The sequence below is a fragment of the Tenacibaculum insulae genome, from assembly GCF_964512435.1.
In the GTDB taxonomy this organism is placed as follows: domain Bacteria; phylum Bacteroidota; class Bacteroidia; order Flavobacteriales; family Flavobacteriaceae; genus Polaribacter; species Polaribacter insulae_A.
Window position 1 is genome coordinate 1,032,324 of the sequence record NZ_OZ208512.1, and the last position, 18,049, is coordinate 1,050,372.

An 18,049-nucleotide genomic window follows, 5' to 3' on the forward strand; every position below is an offset into this window, starting at 1 on the left:
AAAAAATCAACAGTTATTAATACTTTCGTACTTTATTACACCAAAAAATTATGAACGAATTTAACTACAAAAAATGGAACATCATTTTAGGATGGGTTTCATTTGCAGTGGCACTAATTACATATACCTTAACTTTAGAACCAACCGTTAGTTCTTGGGATTGTGGCGAATATATTTCTACCGCAGTAAAGTTAGAAGTTGGGCATCCGCCAGGAGCACCGTTATTTCAAATGCTAGGTGCCTTCTTTGCAATGTTTAGCAACGACCCTAGCCAATGGGCAAAAATGGTAAACTTTATGTCTGGTTTAGCCAGTGCATTTACTATTTTATTTATGTTTTGGACCATTACCAACTTAGCTAAAAAAATGGCGGTTAAAAATGGTAAATTCAGTAAAAACGAAGCAATTGCAGTTTTAGGTAGTGGATTAGTTGGGGCTTTAGCCTACACATTTTCTGATAGTTTTTGGTTTAGTGCTGTAGAAGGGGAAGTATATGCAATGTCATCTTTTTTAATGGCGCTATTATTTTGGTTAGGTTTACGATGGGAAAGCGAATTAAACAGCCCTAGAGGTAATAAATGGCTAGTGGTAATTAGTTTTGTGGTAGGTCTTTCATTTGGAGTACATATCTTATCGTTATTAGTAATTCCGTCAATTGTATTATTATACTTCTTTAAAACCTATAAAAACATCAATTTAAAATCAACTGCTATTGCAACGCTTGTTTCAATATTCGTTTTAGCTTTTGTGTTTAAATTTTTATTTCCGTTTACTTTAAAGTTTTTTAGTGTTTCAGAGCTGTTTTTTATCAACCAAATAGGCTTACCATACAACTCAGGTACTATTATTGCTGGCTTGGTATTAATCGGTTTATTTTACTTCGGATTAAATTATACACGCAAAAAAAACTTAGTAATGGCAAATACCTTAGTATTGTCAGTACTATTTATTATGATTGGTTTTTCATCTTGGTTAATGTTACCAATTCGTGCAAATGCCGATACGGTTATTAACGAAAATAATCCGTCAAGTGCACGAGAATTATTAGCTTATTACAATCGTGAGCAATATGGTGATGCCAATGTTTTTTACGACAAATATTATTCGGTTTCTTATGATAGAGAGCAAGATGCTGATCAACCATACAAAGATGACAAACCAAAATACGAAAAGAAAAACGGCAAATATGTAATTGTAAATAAATACAAAAACATATTACCAAACTACTCTAACAAACACAAAGGATTTATACCGCGTATGGTAAATCCTGCTTCAGAGCAGCATTATAAAAAAATTGCAGGAATTCCTGCACGTAGTAAAAGACGACCAACTTTTATAGAGAACATGAAATTCATGATTGATTTTCAATTCGGATATATGTACGGGCGTTATTTTATGTGGAATTTCGTTGGACGACAAAACGATGCACAAGGGCATTTAGATATTGAAAACGGAAACTGGTTAAGCGGAATTAATTTTATTGATGAAGCTCGCTTAGGATCACAACAAAATTTACCAGACGATATTAAAAATAATAAAGGACGTAACAAATACTTCTTTTTACCTTTAATTTTAGGATTAATCGGATTGTTATATCAATCTAAAAAAGATAAAAAGAATTTATATACGCTTGCTTTATTTTTTGCTTTTACTGGTTTTGCGATTATATTTTACACAAACCCGAAGCCTTTTGAACCTCGCGAGCGTGATTACGCCGTTGTTGGCTCTTTTTACGTATTTGCCATTTGGATTGGTTTTGGTGTGCTAGCTTTGTATGATTATCTAAAAAATTATGCCAATAAAAGAACCGTTGCAATTGGAGTTTCTGCAGTTTCATTACTAGCCGTTCCTGTATTAATGGGAGTTCAAAATTGGGACGATCATGATAGAGGAGATCGATTTTTAGCACAATTAAATGCACAAACCTATTTAGAAAGTTGCGACCCAAATGCTATCATTTTTACCATCGGGGATAATGATACTTTTCCGCTTTGGTATATGCAACAAGTTGAAGGTGTGCGACAAGATATTAAGATTGTAAACACAAGTCTTTTTCAAACCGATTGGTATATCGATCAAATGAAAAAGAAAACCTATGATGCAGATCCTATTCCATCGCAATTAATACATGATCAGTATAAATACGGAACTTTAGATGTAGCCTACCACTACCCGCTTCCACAATTAAAAGATTCTATTTTATCAATAAAAGATTTTATGCGTTGGATTGCTAGCGATAATGACGCTACGTATTTAGAAACTGGTGAAGATTCTAAAGAAAAATTTTATCCAACAAATAAAATCCGAATTCCTGTAAATAAAGAAAATGTACTAAAAACAGGATTGGTAGCACAAAAAGATGCTGATAAGATTTTACCTTATATTGATATTACTGTTGATGAACAAGGATTAACTAAGAATAGAATTTTAATGCTTGATATTTTAAATAATTTCGATTGGAAAAGACCAATTTATTTTACTGGTGGTGCCAATGCTGATGAAGAATATATTTGGTTAAAAGATTATTTACAGTTAGACGGAATGTCGTACAAATTAGTACCAATTAAAACATCAAACAAAGGAAAATCAATGTTTGATATGGGACGTATAGACACTAAAAAAATGTACGATAATATTAAAAAATGGGATTGGAAAACCATAAACAACGGTAAAATTTATTTAGACGAGCAGAGTAAGCGTAACGCAATATCTATCCGTAATAATTTAATGCGTTTATCTGAAGAGTTTTTAAGAGAAGGAGATTCTGTAAACGCTAAAGACGTATTAGATTTATCGTTATACAAAATGCCTATTAATGACTTTGGACATTATAGTATTTCTTTAGGCTATCCTGAGTTATATTACCGTATTGGAGATACTGACAAAGCGCACGAAACTGTTGAAACATTAATTACTATTTTTCAGCAAAAACTACAGTACTACAGCACTTTTAAAGAAGAAGATATTGATTTAATTTTAGATAATTTAGAAACCAACTTATACATGTATCAAAATGTAATTCAGCAAATTACACGATACGACAACGATACTGAATATGGCAAAAAAGCATTTGAAAGTTATTTAAATCATGCACGTTTATTTAAACATTTAATGGAAGATGACGAAGAAGATGAAATGCCTTTTACCAAAGAGTTAGACTCTATTAAACCATAATTTAAATCAAAAAAAAAAGAGCTCGTATAAAAATACGAGCTCTTTTTTTTATAATATATATACTTTTTACACCTCATTTAATTGCATAAAAACCTTTTTACACAATTAAGTTATTACTTCTTTAAAATTAATTTAAGGCTTTTAAACGTATTGTTGTACCAAACCAATTAAAGTATTTGCATCTTGCTCTCCTGTTTGGCGCCATTTCATTTGTCCTTCTTTATAAATCATAAACGTAGGATTTCCTTTAACACGTAAGGCTTCTGCTAAAACTTCGTTTTTTCTAATATCAATTTTTATAACTTTTGCTTTATCTCCTAAAGCTGCCGCTACATCACGAAGTGTATCTAAACTAGGTTCAAACTCACTCCAGTCAGTATAAAAATCAATTAAAACCGGCTTGTTAATACTAATAATTTCACCAAATTTTGTCATACTTTATAATTTTATATATAAAACCAATCAAAATTACAACATTTTTTCATAATAGATATTAACATCTGTTTAAAAACATTGAAAATCAGCCTTTCTTTAGCTCTATCACCGTAATTTCTGGCCAAATACCCACTCTACCAGGAAAAGCGTGATAGCCAAAACCTCTATTTACGTTAATATATCGCCCAAATTCTTCATACAAACCAGCCCATTGTTTATATACGTATTGAGACGGACTCCATTTTATCCATCCAGGGATTTCAATTCCGAATTGCAATCCGTGAGTATGACCACTTAAAGTTAACTGGTAATTAAAAGCATCTTTTTTTACTTTATATTCCCAATGACTCGGATCGTGACTCATTAATATTTTAAAATCTTCTTTTTTAATTCCTTCGGATGCTTTTTTTAAATCACCAGCTTTGTTAAAGCCTTTTCCCCAATTTTCAACACCAACCAAGGCAATTTTTTGTCCGTCTTTTTCAATATATCGATTCTCGTTACACAATAACTCAAACCCTATTTTAGGATGAATTTCTTTTACCGCTTTAAAATTAGCTACTTTATCTTCTTTCGTTTCCCATTTAGAATAATCTCCATAATCATGGTTTCCTAAAATTGAATATTTTCCAACAGGTGCATCCATTTGTTTAAAAACATCAATCCAATCATCCATTTCATGGGCAAAATTATTTACAATATCGCCAGTAAATAAAATCATATCTGATTTTTGTTCATTTATCAAATCAACTCCGTATGTTATTTCTTCTTTATTGGTAAAACTTCCCGAATGTATATCGGTAACTTGTGTAATGGTAAAACCATCAAAAGCCGCTGGTAAATCTTTAAACGATAATTGATATTTTAATACTTTATAATTATGCTTTCCTTTAAAAATACCATATAAAATACTTGCAAACGGAATTGCAGCAATTCCTAAAGCTAATTTTGCGATAAATGTTCTTCTACCTGCTAAAGGTTTGGTTTCGTTTGCTGATACATAAGAAATTCCTTTTTGAATAAATCGCACCACATCTTCGCCAATCATTATTATTAAAATAAATAATTTTGGTAATAATACCACTAATAGCATTGCTACTGCCCATTGAAATTCTTTTGTTTGTCCCGAACTTCTATCCGAAGAAAACATTACATAAAAAAAGTTAGTGTAAGCTAAAAACCCAACAAACAACCATCCGTAGCGGATAAATTTATTTTTAGTTACCGTTTTTATAGCCTGAAAAGCGTATGCCTCAAACACAAAAATTAAAATGGAAATAAGAATAATAGTTACCAACCAACGAGACATATATATCTTTTTAAAAATCACACAAAGATAGGTTGATTATTGAAAATCAATTTTTAACATCTTGTTAAAGTTTTGTAGTTTTACATGCGGAGTTAATTTTGATAATTTTATCGATTAACCGCACAATTTAACCTTGATAATCAACCTATTTTAATAGGTTTAATAGATAAAAATGGCAGATCAAAAACGACTTTTTTTACTCGATGCTTTTGCATTAATTTTTAGAGGATATTATGCTTTTATAAAAAACCCACGAATTAACTCGAAAGGAATGGATGTTTCTGCTATTTTGGGTTTTACAAATTCGTTATTAGATGTTATAAAACGAGAACGACCAGACCATTTAGCAGTTTGTTTTGATCGTGGCGGATCGGTTGCCAGAGTGGATGCTTTTCCTGAATATAAAGCCAACCGACAAGAAACTCCTGAAGCTATAAAAATAGCAGTTCCGTACATCGAAGAAATTTTAAAAGCGATGAATATTCCGGCAATTGTAAAATCAGGTTTTGAAGCCGATGATATTATTGGAACACTTGCTAAAAAAGCTGAAAAGGAAGGATATAAAACTTATATGGTTACGCCAGATAAGGATTTTGCGCAATTGGTTTCTGAAAATATTTTTATGTACCGACCTCGTTTTGGTGGCGGATACGAAACTTGGGGAATACCCGAAGTACAAGAAAAGTTTGGCGTAGAACGACCTGAACAAGTCATCGACTTTTTAGGAATGATGGGAGATTCTGTTGATAATATTCCCGGATTACCTGGTGTGGGTGAAAAAACCGCCAAGAAATTCTTAGCTCAATATGGATCGATGGAAAATTTATTGGCTAACACAGCAGATTTAAAAGGTAAAATGAAAGAAAAGGTAGAAGCAAATGCTGAACTCGGACTTTTATCAAAAGAATTAGCAACCATTATGTTAGATGTTCCTGTTGAATTTCATCAGGAAGATTTTGAAATGTGCCAGCCAAATATTGAAGCTACTAAAGAAATTTTTACCGATTTAGAATTTCGTCGTTTAACCGATAACTTTCTAAAAACTTTTAGTGTTGCTGAACTTACATCCGAAGTTAAAAAAGAAGAAAAAACAACAGCTAAATCAAAACCAGTTGCTGACACAAACACTACGGGTCAGTTCGATTTATTTGCAACTCCTGGTGCGGGTAATGTTAGCGAAAACGAAAGTATTTCGGGATATAAAAACTTAAGTAATACCAATCATTTTTATCAACATGTAAACACGCCTTTATCAAGAAAATTGCTTTTAAATAAATTAATGCAACAAAAATCGGTATGTTTTGACACCGAAACTACAGGATTAAAAGCCTTAGAAGTTGAGTTAATAGGAATTGCTTTTTCTTGGGAAACAGGTAAAGGATATTATGTTTCTTTTCCAGAAAATCAAGAGGAAACCAAAATTATTTTAGAAGAGTTTCGTCCGTTTTTTGAAACAGCTGCTATCGAAAAAATTGGTCATAATTTAAAATACGACATCAAAGTTTTATCAAACTATAATATGCCTGTTAAAGGAAAATTGTTTGATACCATGATTGCACATTATTTGATTAATCCAGATATGCGCCACGGAATGGATGTTTTGGCAGAAACGTACTTGAATTATCAACCAATGCCAATTGTAGATTTAATTGGTAAAAAAGGGAAAAATCAACTTTCTATGCGACAAGTTGAAATTGATAAACAAACCGAATACGCCGTGGAAGATGCGGATATTACATTGCAATTAAAAGAACATTTTACAAAGGAATTAGCTAGCGGAAATGTTACTCAATTATTTAACGACATTGAAACACCTTTGGTATCTGTTTTAACTGCCATGGAAATTGAAGGAATCAATTTAAATGTGCCGTTTTTAAAAGAACTTTCTGTTGATTTAGCGAATGATATTACTCGTTTAGAAAAAAGTATTTACGAACAAGCTGGCGAAGAATTTAATATTGCTTCACCAAAACAACTTGGCATTGTATTGTTTGAAAATATGCAATTGGTAGACAAGCCTAAGAAAACAAAAACTGGGCAATACTCAACCGCCGAAGATGTATTATCATTTTTAGCAAAAGACCATCAAATTATTCGCGATATTCAAGAATATCGTCAGTATAAAAAACTACAAAGCACCTATGTAGATGCTTTACCAAATGAAGTTAATACTAAAACGGGACGCATTCATACATCATACGCGCAAGCCGTTGCTGCTACCGGAAGATTAAGTTCTAACAATCCGAATTTACAAAACATTCCTATTCGTACAAAACGCGGGCAAGAGGTTAGAAAAGCTTTTATTCCTCGTGATGAAAATTACGTATTATTGGCTGCCGATTATTCGCAAATTGAGTTGCGAATTATTGCTGCTTTAAGCGAAGAAGAAACGATGATTGAAGCCTTTAAAAATGGAGAAGATATTCACGCTTCAACGGCTGCAAAAGTATTTAATGTTCCGTTAAATGAAGTTACTCGTGAACAACGTAGCAATGCTAAAACGGTAAACTTCGGAATTGTATATGGAGTTTCTGCCTTCGGATTAAGTAATCAAACAGATTTGTCTCGTAAAGAAGCAAAAGCACTGATTGATACTTATTACGAAACCTATCCGAAGTTAAGAAATTACATGGCTGAACAAGTTGATTTTGCTCGTGAAAATGGCTATGTAGCAACGGTTTTAAATCGTCGTAGATATTTAAAAAACATCAATTCGCAAAACGCAATTGTTCGTGGTGCTGCTGAACGTAATGCTGTAAATGCACCTATACAAGGAAGTGCTGCTGATATTATAAAATTAGCGATGATTAATATTTACAATCGATTTGAAAAAGAAAACTTTAAATCGAAAATGTTATTGCAAGTGCATGATGAATTGGTTTTTGACGCGCATAAAGACGAACTAGAAACAATTAAACCAATTATTAAAGAAGAAATGGAAAACGCTTTTAAAATGGCGGTTCCGTTAGATGTTGAAATGGGTATAGGACAAAACTGGCTAGAAGCACATTAAAAAAATGGAATTAGATTATATAGAAAACGTAAATGGTTTGGATGAAAACATTGTACGTTTATACAATTTTAATAAAACCGAAGCTATTAAATTTAGCGCATTAATTAAAGATGTAATTATTGATAAAAAACAAAAACTAAACTTAGCCGAAGTTGATTTTATAACACCTAGAAACTGTAATTTAATTTTAGGCTTATTCAAATCTGATGAAGGAATTTTAACAAAAGACAATCAAACTTTTTTTTGTGTTCTTACTTTAAATGGTTTTGTAAATATGCTAAAGTTAATTGAACCTTTTTGTAAAAAAGAATCAAGAGGTTTTCAATATTTATATGATATTGATACTCCTACCGATTTTTTGTTTTCGCCAAGTGCTAGTTGGTAATTTTATTTAATGATAAAATCTTCGTTCTGAATCCAGTTTGCTCTAAGTTTAAACGTAGTTTCTAAATAAATTACTTGCTCTGGTTGTTTTCTTGATAAAAAATCTCCAGTATCCCAAACGTGATTATTGTTTTTATCAACAATAGCTCTTACACTGTATTCTTTAGGTTGTAATAAATTAAATGTTACTTTTTTAGAAGTCAAAACATAACTGGTTTTTACTACCTTTTTTTTGTTTAAAAGCTGAATTATTACTGGATGTGGAGTTTCTTTTTTAATATCTAAAACAATGCTTCCATAATCTTCGGTAGTAAGTGTTTTAAATTGATAATTTAAACTATCGTTAGTTGTTTCGTATAAATCGATAATTCCCTTTGGTAAAACATTAAATTTGTAGCTCGTTTTTGGTGCTTTTTTAAACACAACTGCTAATTTGTTTATCGCTTGTTTTTTTACTTCAAAATCAATATTTAAGGTATCTTTATCAATCAATGAAAACTTCGTTTTATCAACTGTAACAATAGGATTATTGGTTTTTAAAAACAAGGTATCGTTAAAATGTAATGTTGAATTTATGTTTGATGAAATTGTTAAAGAATCTAGCTGTTTTTTTCGCAAACGAACAGTAATAGTATCTTTAAACTCTTTATTGGTTACCATAAAATTTAAAGAGTCTTGTGCAATGGGTGTAAACCAATAATTAAGAGTATCCTTATCTTTTTCGTATTCAGAAAATGCTTTGAATGATTCAGGAACATCAGACATTAATTCAATTTTCATGTCGTTATTTTCACCTACATATCCAAATTGAATTTTTCCTTTTACTATTTCTTTTCCTCTTTTAAATTTAAAAGGTTGCTTTTCTTTAAAAAGTCGAATTGGTTTAGCTACCAAAGTATCTTTTGGTAAAGAAATTGTATCCGTAAAAAAACCAATTTCATCAGTTCTACTACTAAAAAGGTAATTTGTTGAAGGTTCTTTTAATGCTAACAATAAATATTTTCCTTTTTGCAAGTTCGTAAACTCAAAATTAGTAGAATCTAAAGTACTTGTAACATAATTAGGTTTTTGTTTATAAATAAGAGAATCGTTATAAGTACTATCTAATCGATATAATAAAACGCCTACACTTTTTAATTTTTCTTGTTTAAAAGCATTGGTTACCGTTCCTTTAATTTTTAAAGAATCGATGTAGTTTCCGGTAGAAAAAACATATTTAAAACTCTCTAACTTATTATTTTCATTATTATCTTGAACCGAGTTTCCGAAATTAAACGTGTAAGTTGTATTTGTTTTTAAGGTATCTAAAATTTCAATATCAATATATTTACTTGGCGTACCTTGAGGCGTTATTATTGGCGGATATTTTAATGGTGGTGAAACAACCAACTGCTTGGTTAAGTTCTTTAAAACAATATATTCATCAAATGTTATTTTAATCTTTTTTTTATCAAAACCTGTTGTTTCATATGGTGGTTTTGCCATCATCATAATTGGCGCATCCTCATCTTTAGGACCTCCTTCTGGTCTTCCTTTTCTTGCACAACCTACAATTACTGCAGCTACTAAAACGACTAAAAATAATAACTTATTTTTCACAAATTGATTGTTTAAATCCAACATCAAAAGTACTAAAATAACACTAACAAAAATCAACCTTTTTTAGTGTATGCCATAGTCGCGATACTTATGGTAATGTTTTTTGTTTTTGCCAGTTCATTACAGCAAGCAACTAAAGTGGCTCCGGTTGTTATTACATCGTCAATTAACAAAACATGTTTGTTTTTAAAAACATCTGCATCAATTAATTTATACGTTGTTTTTGTATCAGAAAATCGCTCGAAACGATGTTTAAACGTTTGTGTTTTAGCAACGGATGTTTTTATTAAAACTCCTGATTTATATTCTATATTTAAAATTTTGCTTAGTGTTTGCCCGAATTTTGTTACTTGATTGTAGCCTCTTTTTTTAAGTTTCTTTTGATGCAATGGTACCGGAATTATAAAATCTACTTCGTCAAAAATTTTTGCGTTTTTTAAACTTTCTCCAAACCAATTTGCGATAAAAACACCCAATTCGGGTTGATTTTTATATTTTAACTGATGGATGATTTTTTGAGCAATTCCGTGTTTTTGATAAAACATAAAAGAACGGACATTTTTTACCAACACTTTACCATAAAAAGTAGATAACAATCCTATATTTACATGTTTATCTTCATTAATAATTGGCAATTCATTGCTACAAATTGTACACAAATATTCTTCATTTTGCAACAAGCTTACCGAACAGTTAACACACAAATTTGGATAAAAAATATAGAATATGTCTTTTAAATATTGCATATTTACAAGCAAATTTTAGTAGAAATATACAAAAAACATAACAAAACATTATTTTGAGTAAGAAATTCGATTTTTTTAAAGAAGCTGTAAAAAACTATAAAACATCGGGTACTATTGTTCCTAGTTCTAAACATTTGGCTAATAAAATGCTTCGAGAAATTGATTTTTCTAAAGCTGAAGTAATTATTGAATTGGGTCCTGGAAACGGAGCCATAACTCACGCTATTTTAAATAAACTTCATCCAAATTCTATTTTAATTTGTTTTGAAATTAACGATGTTTTTTATCACGAATTAAAAAAAATAAAACATCCGCAGTTAATTATATTAAAAGCATCCGCAGAAAATATAATTACCGAATTAAATAAATTAGGTTATCAAGAAACAGATCATATAATATCTAGCCTACCTTTAACTATTATTCCCAAAAATGTATCTGACACCATTTTACAAGAAAGTTATCAGGTATTAAAAAATGATGGTTTATTTATTCAATATCAATATAGCTTAACTTATTACAAAAAGCTGAAAGAAGTTTTTGGAGATGCTATTAAATTAAGTTTCGAGCCTCTTAACTTTCCGCCTGCCTTTATTTATAACTGTATAAAAAATAGTATATTAGCAACCAACATGTAAAATTACTCATCATATCCCCTAGATGGTTAACAAGAAATTAAAAAATAACGGCTTCGTTGCCTTTTTACTTTTATTGATTATAGCAATTGGCCTTTTGTCATATCAAAATGCCAGTGAATATGCTGAATTAAAAGGGGTTTTTAATTTAGAAAAACAAGAGTTAGAAGCCGAACTAAACACCGTAATAAAAGATTACGAAAATGCCGTTTATACTAAAAGTGATATTTCTTTAAACTTAAAAGATAAACTTCACGAAATAATAAAACTTAAAGACACCATTAACAATCTAAAATCTACCGATTATGGGTTGTTTCGTACTTACAGAAAACGTATTTCTCGCTTAGCTGAACAAAATAAAATTCTTTTTAATTATATCGATTCTCTTAACACTGTTAACAATCAATTATTAACGAAAAATGATAGTGTTAAAGAAATTTTAGTGGCAAAAGAAAATCAATACAGTAAATTAAAATCTAAAAACCAATATTTAAATCAAGAAAAAAGGCTTTTAAATGATCGAATTGCTGTAGCAGAAATTATTCAAATTTCAAGTGTAAAAGCAAGTGCTATGAAAAAAAGAAGGAATGGTAAATATACGACAACTTCTAAATCAAGTAAAACAGATGCATTTAAAGTAGAATTTAATTTACTAGAAAATAACATTGTTAGTCCTGGCAACAAATCTATTTATATACAAATAACTAAAAACAATACAGTTGTTTTTCCATCAAAAGAAGTGCAGCTAAAAAACAAAGAAAAAATATTTTGTAATGATATTTTAAATGCCGAATACAAAAACAAACAAATAGCTGCAATTTCATTTATTAAAGTAAATCGTGATGATGTAAGTAAAGGACCTTACATGATTAACGTTTTTATTGATGGTGTTTTTGCTAAAAAAACATCTTTACAACTCAAATAAAAAATCAATTAAATTATACAAACCTTTTAATCCCCTAAATTATGACTCCTCCCAAAAAAAAGAGCGCTTTAATTGTTATATTGTTAATACTAACTTTATTTCTTACGCTACATTCTTTTCAAAAATCTAGTCAATACAATGATCTTCAAGAAATGTTTCAAGAAGAAAAAGCCGATTTAGAAAAAGAATTGGATGAAATGATAAAAGATTATACGAATGTTGTTGTTCGTAAAAAACGTCTTTCTAAAAGGCTTGAAGTTGAGCTTGTTAAAATGAAAAATCTTCGTGATTCTATTAAAGATTTACGAACAAATAACTACAGCTTAATTAGAAGATATAGACGAAAAATAACCAGTTTAGAGCGTGAAAATAGAAACCTATTTATTCGTGTAGATTCCCTTAATACTGCCAACCAAGTATTAACGCAAGAAAATGTAATTACTAATGAAATTTTACAGCAAAAAGAAACAATTAATACTTCTTTATCTGAAAAAAACAAAGAGTTAGAAGAAAAACAAAAAACTCTTGAAACAAAAATAGCAATTGGTGGTGTTATTAAAACAAGTCCTGTTAAAGTTGTTGCCATGAAAGAACGTAGTAGTGGAAAATTAACTACAACCACTAGGTCAAGCAGAACAGATGCTTTTAGAATAAATTTTGATTTACTAAAAAATGTAATTACTGATGCTGGCGAAAAATCGGTTTACATTCAAATTATTGATGAAAACAAAAAAGTAGTAGCACCTAAAGGGGTTACAAACTTAAGAGATGGCGGTAAAGTTCAATACACTGACTCTATTGAAGTTAATTATAACAACAAACAATTAAGCTTAATTTCGTTGGTTTTAGTAAACAGAGACGACATAAATAAAGGTAAATATACCGTAAGTGCATTTGTAGATGGCGTTTACTCTGGAGCTACAACACTTAATCTTAAATAAAACATTTAAAATAACCGAAAAAGTGAAGAATTTACACAAATTCTTCACTTTTTTCTTTTAGAATGGTATTAGTTTAAAACCTTATTTTATTTTTGCAATATGGCAAAACAAGAAGATCAATTTAAAAAAGTATTATCGCACGCAAAAGAATACGGTTATGTATTTCAATCTTCTGAAATATATGACGGATTAAGTGCCGTATACGATTATGCTCAAAACGGAGTAGAGTTAAAGAAAAACATTAGAGATTATTGGTGGAAAGCAATGGTGCAAATGCATGAAAACATTGTTGGTATCGATGCCTCAATATTAATGCATCCAACCACTTGGAAGGCTTCAGGCCATGTAGATGCCTTTAATGATCCATTGATTGATAACAAAGATTCTAAAAAAAGATATAGAGCCGATGTTTTAGTAGAAGACTACTGCCTTAAAATTGAAGGAAAAATTGAAAAAGAAGTTAAAAAAGCTGCAAAACGCTTTGGAGACTCTTTTAATAAAGATGAATTTATTACTACCAATAGTCGTGTCTTAGGTTATCAAGAAAAAATAAATATCATTTTATCTCGCTTAGGGAAATCTCTAGAAAACGAAGATTTAGATGATGTAAAATTATTAATTGAAGAATTAGAAATTGCCGATCCCTTAACAGGATCAAAAAACTGGACAGAGGTTAAACAATTCAACTTAATGTTTGGTACCAAATTAGGTGCATCTGCCGAAAGTGCAATGGATTTATATTTACGTCCAGAAACAGCACAAGGTATTTTTGTAAACTTTTTAAACGTTCAAAAAACGGGTAGAATGAAAATTCCTTTCGGAATTGCACAAACCGGTAAAGCTTTTCGTAACGAAATTGTTGCCCGTCAGTTTATATTTAGAATGCGAGAATTTGAGCAAATGGAAATGCAATTTTTTGTAAAACCAGGAACTCAAGAAGAATGGTATAACAAATGGAAAGAAAACCGTTTAAACTGGCACTTATCGTTAGGCATGGGCGCTGAAAACTATCGCTTTCATGACCATGAAAAATTAGCACATTATGCTGATAACGCGGCTGATATTGAGTTTAAATTCCCTTTCGGATTTAAAGAATTAGAAGGTATTCACTCTCGTACTGATTTCGATTTAAAAGCACATGAAGAACATTCAGGCAAGAAATTACAATATTTCGATCATGAAGAGAACAAAAGTTACACGCCTTACGTAGTTGAAACTTCAATCGGATTAGATAGAATGTTTTTAGCCGTATTTTCAAACTCTTTACAAGAAGAAGCTTTAGAAAACGGTACCACAAGAACTGTATTAAAACTACCTGCTATTTTAGCACCTGTAAAAGCAGCCATTTTACCGCTAGTTAAAAAAGATGGATTGCCTGAGGTTGCACGTAAGATAATGGAAGATTTAAAATGGGACTTTAGTGTATCTTATGATGAAAAAGATGCTGTAGGGCGTCGTTATCGTCGTCAAGATGCTAATGGTACACCTTTTTGTATTACTGTTGATCATGATACGTTAAATGACGATAGTGTTACCATTCGCCATAGAGATACGATGGAACAAAAACGTGTTCAAATATCAGAATTAAAAGATATTATTAAACAAGAAGTAGATGTAAGAAATTGGTTACAAAAAATGTAAGCAATATTCTTATCAATAAAATAAAAATCCTATCATTATTAACATGATAGGATTTTTTACTTTTGTACTATTAAAATTAAAAATAATGAAAACAGCACTAAAAATATTATTCATCATCTTTTTATTATGGATGCTTACAGGAGCTTATCTTTTAAATACTGAACATCCGAAGGCACAAATTGTAATGGGATTAGGTGTTTTTTATATGGCTTTTGTATTAATGCCTGTATTTATTTATTATCGATATAGAGATAATAAGTACAAGAAATACATCATCAATGATCAAAAAATAAAAGAATGGATTGATAACAGTAACGAATAAAAAAAGGCTTCATTTAAAAATGAAGCCTTTTTAGTTTATTTATCTGTAACGTTATTATGTACGTTACATAAAATTATTCTTAGTTATTGATTGTCCAAGAAACAAAGTATTGAGAACCTGTTGCTCCAACACCTGGTGCACTAAAGTATTCTTTACCACCAATATTAGCAGCTCCTACTTTAAACATCGACTTAATAGAAGGCACTTTATAGTTTACTTGTGCATCCACAACAGTTCTAGCATCTACGATACCGTCATAAAAAGAAGACTCCCATAAAAATTCATCTTGCCATCTTACGTTTACATTAAACCCTAAGTTTTTAATCACGTTTGCTTTACCAAACTGAAACTTAACCTTATGCTCTGGTGTATTAAATCCTGCTTCGAAATCAGGATTTGCTTCTTGATCAAAATCAAACTTAGAATACGTATAGTTTAATCCTACATTAAATCCATCTAACACTTTCGTATTTAAACCAATTGTAGCACCGTAAGAACTAATATCAGCATCTGAATTACTATCTAAAGCTACTCCTTGATAATCACCAGCACCTAAAGCAGCTACTGCTATAAAATCTGGAGCACCAACAGTACCATATAATGGTGCTGCTACGTTTTTAGAAGCAACAAAATCTTTGTACTTATTATAATACACATTTAAATCAATTGCAATTCCTTTTGCAACTCCTCTATATCCTACTTCAAAAGCAGTTACATGTTCTGGCTTTACAAATTCTACATCTGATTTTTCTAATAAAGCTACCGCAGTTGGTAACGGTGTACCACTAGCTACCGCAGCAGCAAATGCACCAGCAGATTCTGCTGTAAATGAGTTTTCATATATTTGTCTACCTGTTAAGACAGCTGTTCCACCAACACTTAAGTCATAAGGACTTGATACATATCTATCGATGTTATCAGGTGCTGTACCTAATAAAATACCATTACCTGCATCTAAACCAATGTATTGATCTTGTGTTGTTGGGTTTCTAAAACCTGTTTGTATAGAACCTCTAAAGTTATGGTTTTTATCTTCTCCTGCAGCATAAGCTAAAGATAAACGAGGAGAAACATTACCATCAAAATTTTGAGCTTTATCATAACGAGCAGAAGCCGTAATTTTTAAACGGTCTTCCATTAATTTTTTCTGAACTTGAGTATATAACCCATATTCATCATAATCAATTGGTCCATCAGTATCTGTAAAGATTGTTCCTCCTGAATTTAATACATATTGTCTGTAAGAACCACCTACTTGTACTTCTGCCCAGTCAATATAGTCTTGTAAATTTAAATTTGCATCTACATGGTATAATTTTGTTTGATCCTGAAACTTAGCCCCAGTCTTAATATCTGGATCTTGCTTAACAGTTTCGAAAGCAGCCTTAAATTCACTTGTACCTGGTACAAACCTTCCTGTATCAGCATATGCTCTTGCAGATGCATGAGCTATTGCTGGTGTTATCCCTGGTCCACTGGTTATTGTTCCAAGATATCCTTGTGCATACTGTGTAAACCAGTCTACATCACTTTTCCATGCTCGGTTGATATTAATTGCAGCAAAACGAGTATCATAAGAATCTCCAGCATCTTCCTTTGTCATGTAACCACGAACAAAGAAACTTTTTCCTTTAAACTCTAATTTGTGTTGCTCCATGTAGAAATTTTGGATATTATATCTACTCTGTCCTTGATAAATAGTATTACCTGTACCATACTTAGAATTCCAAATAATTTCTAAACGATCGTTACCCCAAGGTCTGTAATGTAAAGAACCTCCAAACTTAACACTTTTTGCTTCATTGGTCATTAAATCAACATCCGTATAACCTGTTCTAGAAACAACCTGAGAACCTAAAGTTCCAGCTGGTGTACCTGCAAGAGTATCAAAATTCAATACTGTTGAAACCTCATCACCATACACATTTAAACCATTATAATCTGGTTTTGAACTATGATCTACAGAAGTCATATCTGTTTCATCTCTATAATCAGTAGCATGCCATTCCTCACCTTTTAAATAAGACAATGTTGTTTTTGCAGCAAATTTATCACTAAAAACATGTGCCATACGAATACTTGTATCGTAAAAAGTATTGTCTCCAGCAGCTTCTTGACTTGTCATTCCTGTTTTTAAAACATAGCTAATCCCTTGGTCATCAAAAGGACTTTTACTTGTCATAAACATAATACCGTTAAAAGCATTTGCACCATATAATGCAGAAGATGCTCCTGGTAATAACTCTACTGTTTTCACATCTAATTCAGACATCCCTAAAAGGTTACCTAAAGCAAAGTTTAATGCAGGAGAAGAATTATCCATTCCGTCTACTAATTGCATAAAACGCTCATTTGCAAAAGTTGCAAAACCACGAGTGTTTACAGATTTAAAAGTTAAACTGTTCGAATTAATATCGACCCCTTTTAAATTCTCTAATCCGTCATAAAAAGAAGGAGAAGAAGTATTTCTAATTGCTCTAGCATCCATTCTTTCAACCGTAACTGGAGATTCCATAATACGTTCTGGAGTTCTTGATGCAGAAATTACTACCTCATCTAAAGAAGTTGCATTTTCAGTTAAACTAACCTCAACAACTTGATTGTTTTTAGTTATTTCAACTTTTTCGGTTTTATAACCGATTGAAGAGATTTCAATGGTAAATGGTGGAATATCTTTTACTTTCATCGTAAATTTTCCATCAAAATCAGTAGAAGTTCCTACTGTTTTCCTTGAAATTTTAATATTTGCTCCTGGTAAAGGGCCACCAAGAGATGCATCATTGACTGTACCAGTAATGGTAGTCTGAGCAACCATTGTTACTGTACCAAATAGCACAAATGCAACAAGTAATAGTTTTTTCATCATAATGTATAAAAATTTGTTAACTGTAGCGAAAATACAATTTTTTTTTATTTATGAAATAATTAA

13 protein-coding genes are annotated in these 18,049 nt (G+C 31.0%); 8 read left to right on the forward strand and 5 right to left on the reverse strand.

Translation table 11 applies throughout. From position 1 onward, the window contains the following. The first annotated feature begins 50 nt into the window (after positions 1–50). Positions 51–3,173, forward strand: a complete 3,123-nt coding sequence (locus ACN5J5_RS04765; RefSeq protein WP_418646164.1) for a DUF2723 domain-containing protein — start codon at positions 51–53, stop codon at positions 3,171–3,173. Between the two features lie 141 nt (positions 3,174–3,314). Here ACN5J5_RS04765 and ACN5J5_RS04770 read toward each other — a convergent pair whose 3' ends face one another. Together ACN5J5_RS04770 and ACN5J5_RS04775 are read right to left on the reverse strand one after the other, a co-directional pair. Next, positions 3,315–3,608: a thioredoxin family protein gene (locus ACN5J5_RS04770; RefSeq protein ID WP_418646165.1), complete on the reverse strand. Its 294-nt coding sequence runs from the start codon at positions 3,606–3,608 to the stop codon at positions 3,315–3,317. Positions 3,609–3,693: 85 nt separating this feature from the next. Next, a complete protein-coding gene (locus ACN5J5_RS04775; RefSeq protein ID WP_418646166.1) occupies positions 3,694–4,917 on the reverse strand; it encodes a metallophosphoesterase in 1,224 nt (407 codons plus the stop codon). Between the two features lie 172 nt (positions 4,918–5,089). Between ACN5J5_RS04775 and polA the strand changes: the two genes are divergently transcribed. Beyond that, positions 5,090–7,930, forward strand: a complete 2,841-nt coding sequence (gene polA, locus ACN5J5_RS04780; protein WP_418646167.1) for a DNA polymerase I — start codon at positions 5,090–5,092, stop codon at positions 7,928–7,930. Positions 7,931–7,934: 4 nt separating this feature from the next. Continuing rightward, positions 7,935–8,315: a hypothetical protein gene (locus ACN5J5_RS04785; protein ID WP_418646168.1), complete on the forward strand. Its 381-nt coding sequence runs from the start codon at positions 7,935–7,937 to the stop codon at positions 8,313–8,315. 2 nt (positions 8,316–8,317) lie between these two features. On the opposite strand, the gene ACN5J5_RS04790 is transcribed toward ACN5J5_RS04785, so the two are convergent. Together ACN5J5_RS04790 and ACN5J5_RS04795 are read right to left on the reverse strand one after the other, a co-directional pair. Next, positions 8,318–9,913, reverse strand: a complete 1,596-nt coding sequence (locus ACN5J5_RS04790) for an Ig-like domain-containing protein (protein ID WP_418646169.1) — start codon at positions 9,911–9,913, stop codon at positions 8,318–8,320. Positions 9,914–9,966: 53 nt separating this feature from the next. Continuing rightward, the gene (locus ACN5J5_RS04795; RefSeq protein WP_418646170.1) at positions 9,967–10,659 is read right to left on the reverse strand and encodes a ComF family protein; all 693 of its coding nucleotides are present in this window, start codon (positions 10,657–10,659) and stop codon (positions 9,967–9,969) included. Between the two features lie 53 nt (positions 10,660–10,712). Here ACN5J5_RS04795 and ACN5J5_RS04800 point away from each other — a divergent pair, with 53 nt between their 5' ends. From ACN5J5_RS04800 to ACN5J5_RS04820, 5 genes are all read left to right on the forward strand, one after another. Then, positions 10,713–11,294 carry a class I SAM-dependent methyltransferase gene (locus ACN5J5_RS04800; RefSeq protein WP_418646171.1) on the forward strand — a complete coding sequence of 194 codons (582 nt, stop codon included), beginning with the start codon at positions 10,713–10,715 and terminating at the stop codon, positions 11,292–11,294. A 22-nt stretch (positions 11,295–11,316) separates the two neighbouring features. Continuing rightward, positions 11,317–12,216, forward strand: a complete 900-nt coding sequence (locus ACN5J5_RS04805) for a hypothetical protein (RefSeq protein WP_418646172.1) — start codon at positions 11,317–11,319, stop codon at positions 12,214–12,216. 41 nt (positions 12,217–12,257) lie between these two features. After that, positions 12,258–13,157, forward strand: coding sequence for a hypothetical protein (locus ACN5J5_RS04810; protein WP_418646173.1), 900 nt, complete (start codon positions 12,258–12,260; stop codon positions 13,155–13,157). Between the two features lie 99 nt (positions 13,158–13,256). After that, positions 13,257–14,798 carry a glycine--tRNA ligase gene (locus ACN5J5_RS04815; protein WP_418646174.1) on the forward strand — a complete coding sequence of 514 codons (1,542 nt, stop codon included), beginning with the start codon at positions 13,257–13,259 and terminating at the stop codon, positions 14,796–14,798. An 85-nt stretch (positions 14,799–14,883) separates the two neighbouring features. Then, entirely contained in the window at positions 14,884–15,120 is a 237-nt protein-coding gene (locus tag ACN5J5_RS04820; RefSeq protein ID WP_418646175.1) for a hypothetical protein, read from the forward strand. A 79-nt stretch (positions 15,121–15,199) separates the two neighbouring features. Here ACN5J5_RS04820 and ACN5J5_RS04825 read toward each other — a convergent pair whose 3' ends face one another. Next, positions 15,200–17,986, reverse strand: a complete 2,787-nt coding sequence (locus ACN5J5_RS04825) for a TonB-dependent receptor (protein WP_418646176.1) — start codon at positions 17,984–17,986, stop codon at positions 15,200–15,202. Positions 17,987–18,049 lie beyond the last annotated feature (63 nt).

What these genes read in the sequence shown, in the direction of transcription:
- ACN5J5_RS04795 (WP_418646170.1), bottom strand. Translation starts at nt 10,659, where the DNA reads ATGCAATATTTAAAAGACATATTCTATATTTTTTATCCAAATTTGTGT.
- ACN5J5_RS04805 (WP_418646172.1), top strand. Translation starts at nt 11,317, where the DNA reads ATGGTTAACAAGAAATTAAAAAATAACGGCTTCGTTGCCTTTTTACTT.
- ACN5J5_RS04765 (WP_418646164.1), top strand. Translation starts at nt 51, where the DNA reads ATGAACGAATTTAACTACAAAAAATGGAACATCATTTTAGGATGGGTT.
- polA (WP_418646167.1), top strand. Translation starts at nt 5,090, where the DNA reads ATGGCAGATCAAAAACGACTTTTTTTACTCGATGCTTTTGCATTAATT.
- ACN5J5_RS04785 (WP_418646168.1), top strand. Translation starts at nt 7,935, where the DNA reads ATGGAATTAGATTATATAGAAAACGTAAATGGTTTGGATGAAAACATT.
- ACN5J5_RS04825 (WP_418646176.1), bottom strand. Translation starts at nt 17,986, where the DNA reads ATGATGAAAAAACTATTACTTGTTGCATTTGTGCTATTTGGTACAGTA.
- ACN5J5_RS04820 (WP_418646175.1), top strand. Translation starts at nt 14,884, where the DNA reads ATGAAAACAGCACTAAAAATATTATTCATCATCTTTTTATTATGGATG.
- ACN5J5_RS04775 (WP_418646166.1), bottom strand. Translation starts at nt 4,917, where the DNA reads ATGTCTCGTTGGTTGGTAACTATTATTCTTATTTCCATTTTAATTTTT.
- ACN5J5_RS04770 (WP_418646165.1), bottom strand. Translation starts at nt 3,608, where the DNA reads ATGACAAAATTTGGTGAAATTATTAGTATTAACAAGCCGGTTTTAATT.
- ACN5J5_RS04810 (WP_418646173.1), top strand. Translation starts at nt 12,258, where the DNA reads ATGACTCCTCCCAAAAAAAAGAGCGCTTTAATTGTTATATTGTTAATA.
- ACN5J5_RS04815 (WP_418646174.1), top strand. Translation starts at nt 13,257, where the DNA reads ATGGCAAAACAAGAAGATCAATTTAAAAAAGTATTATCGCACGCAAAA.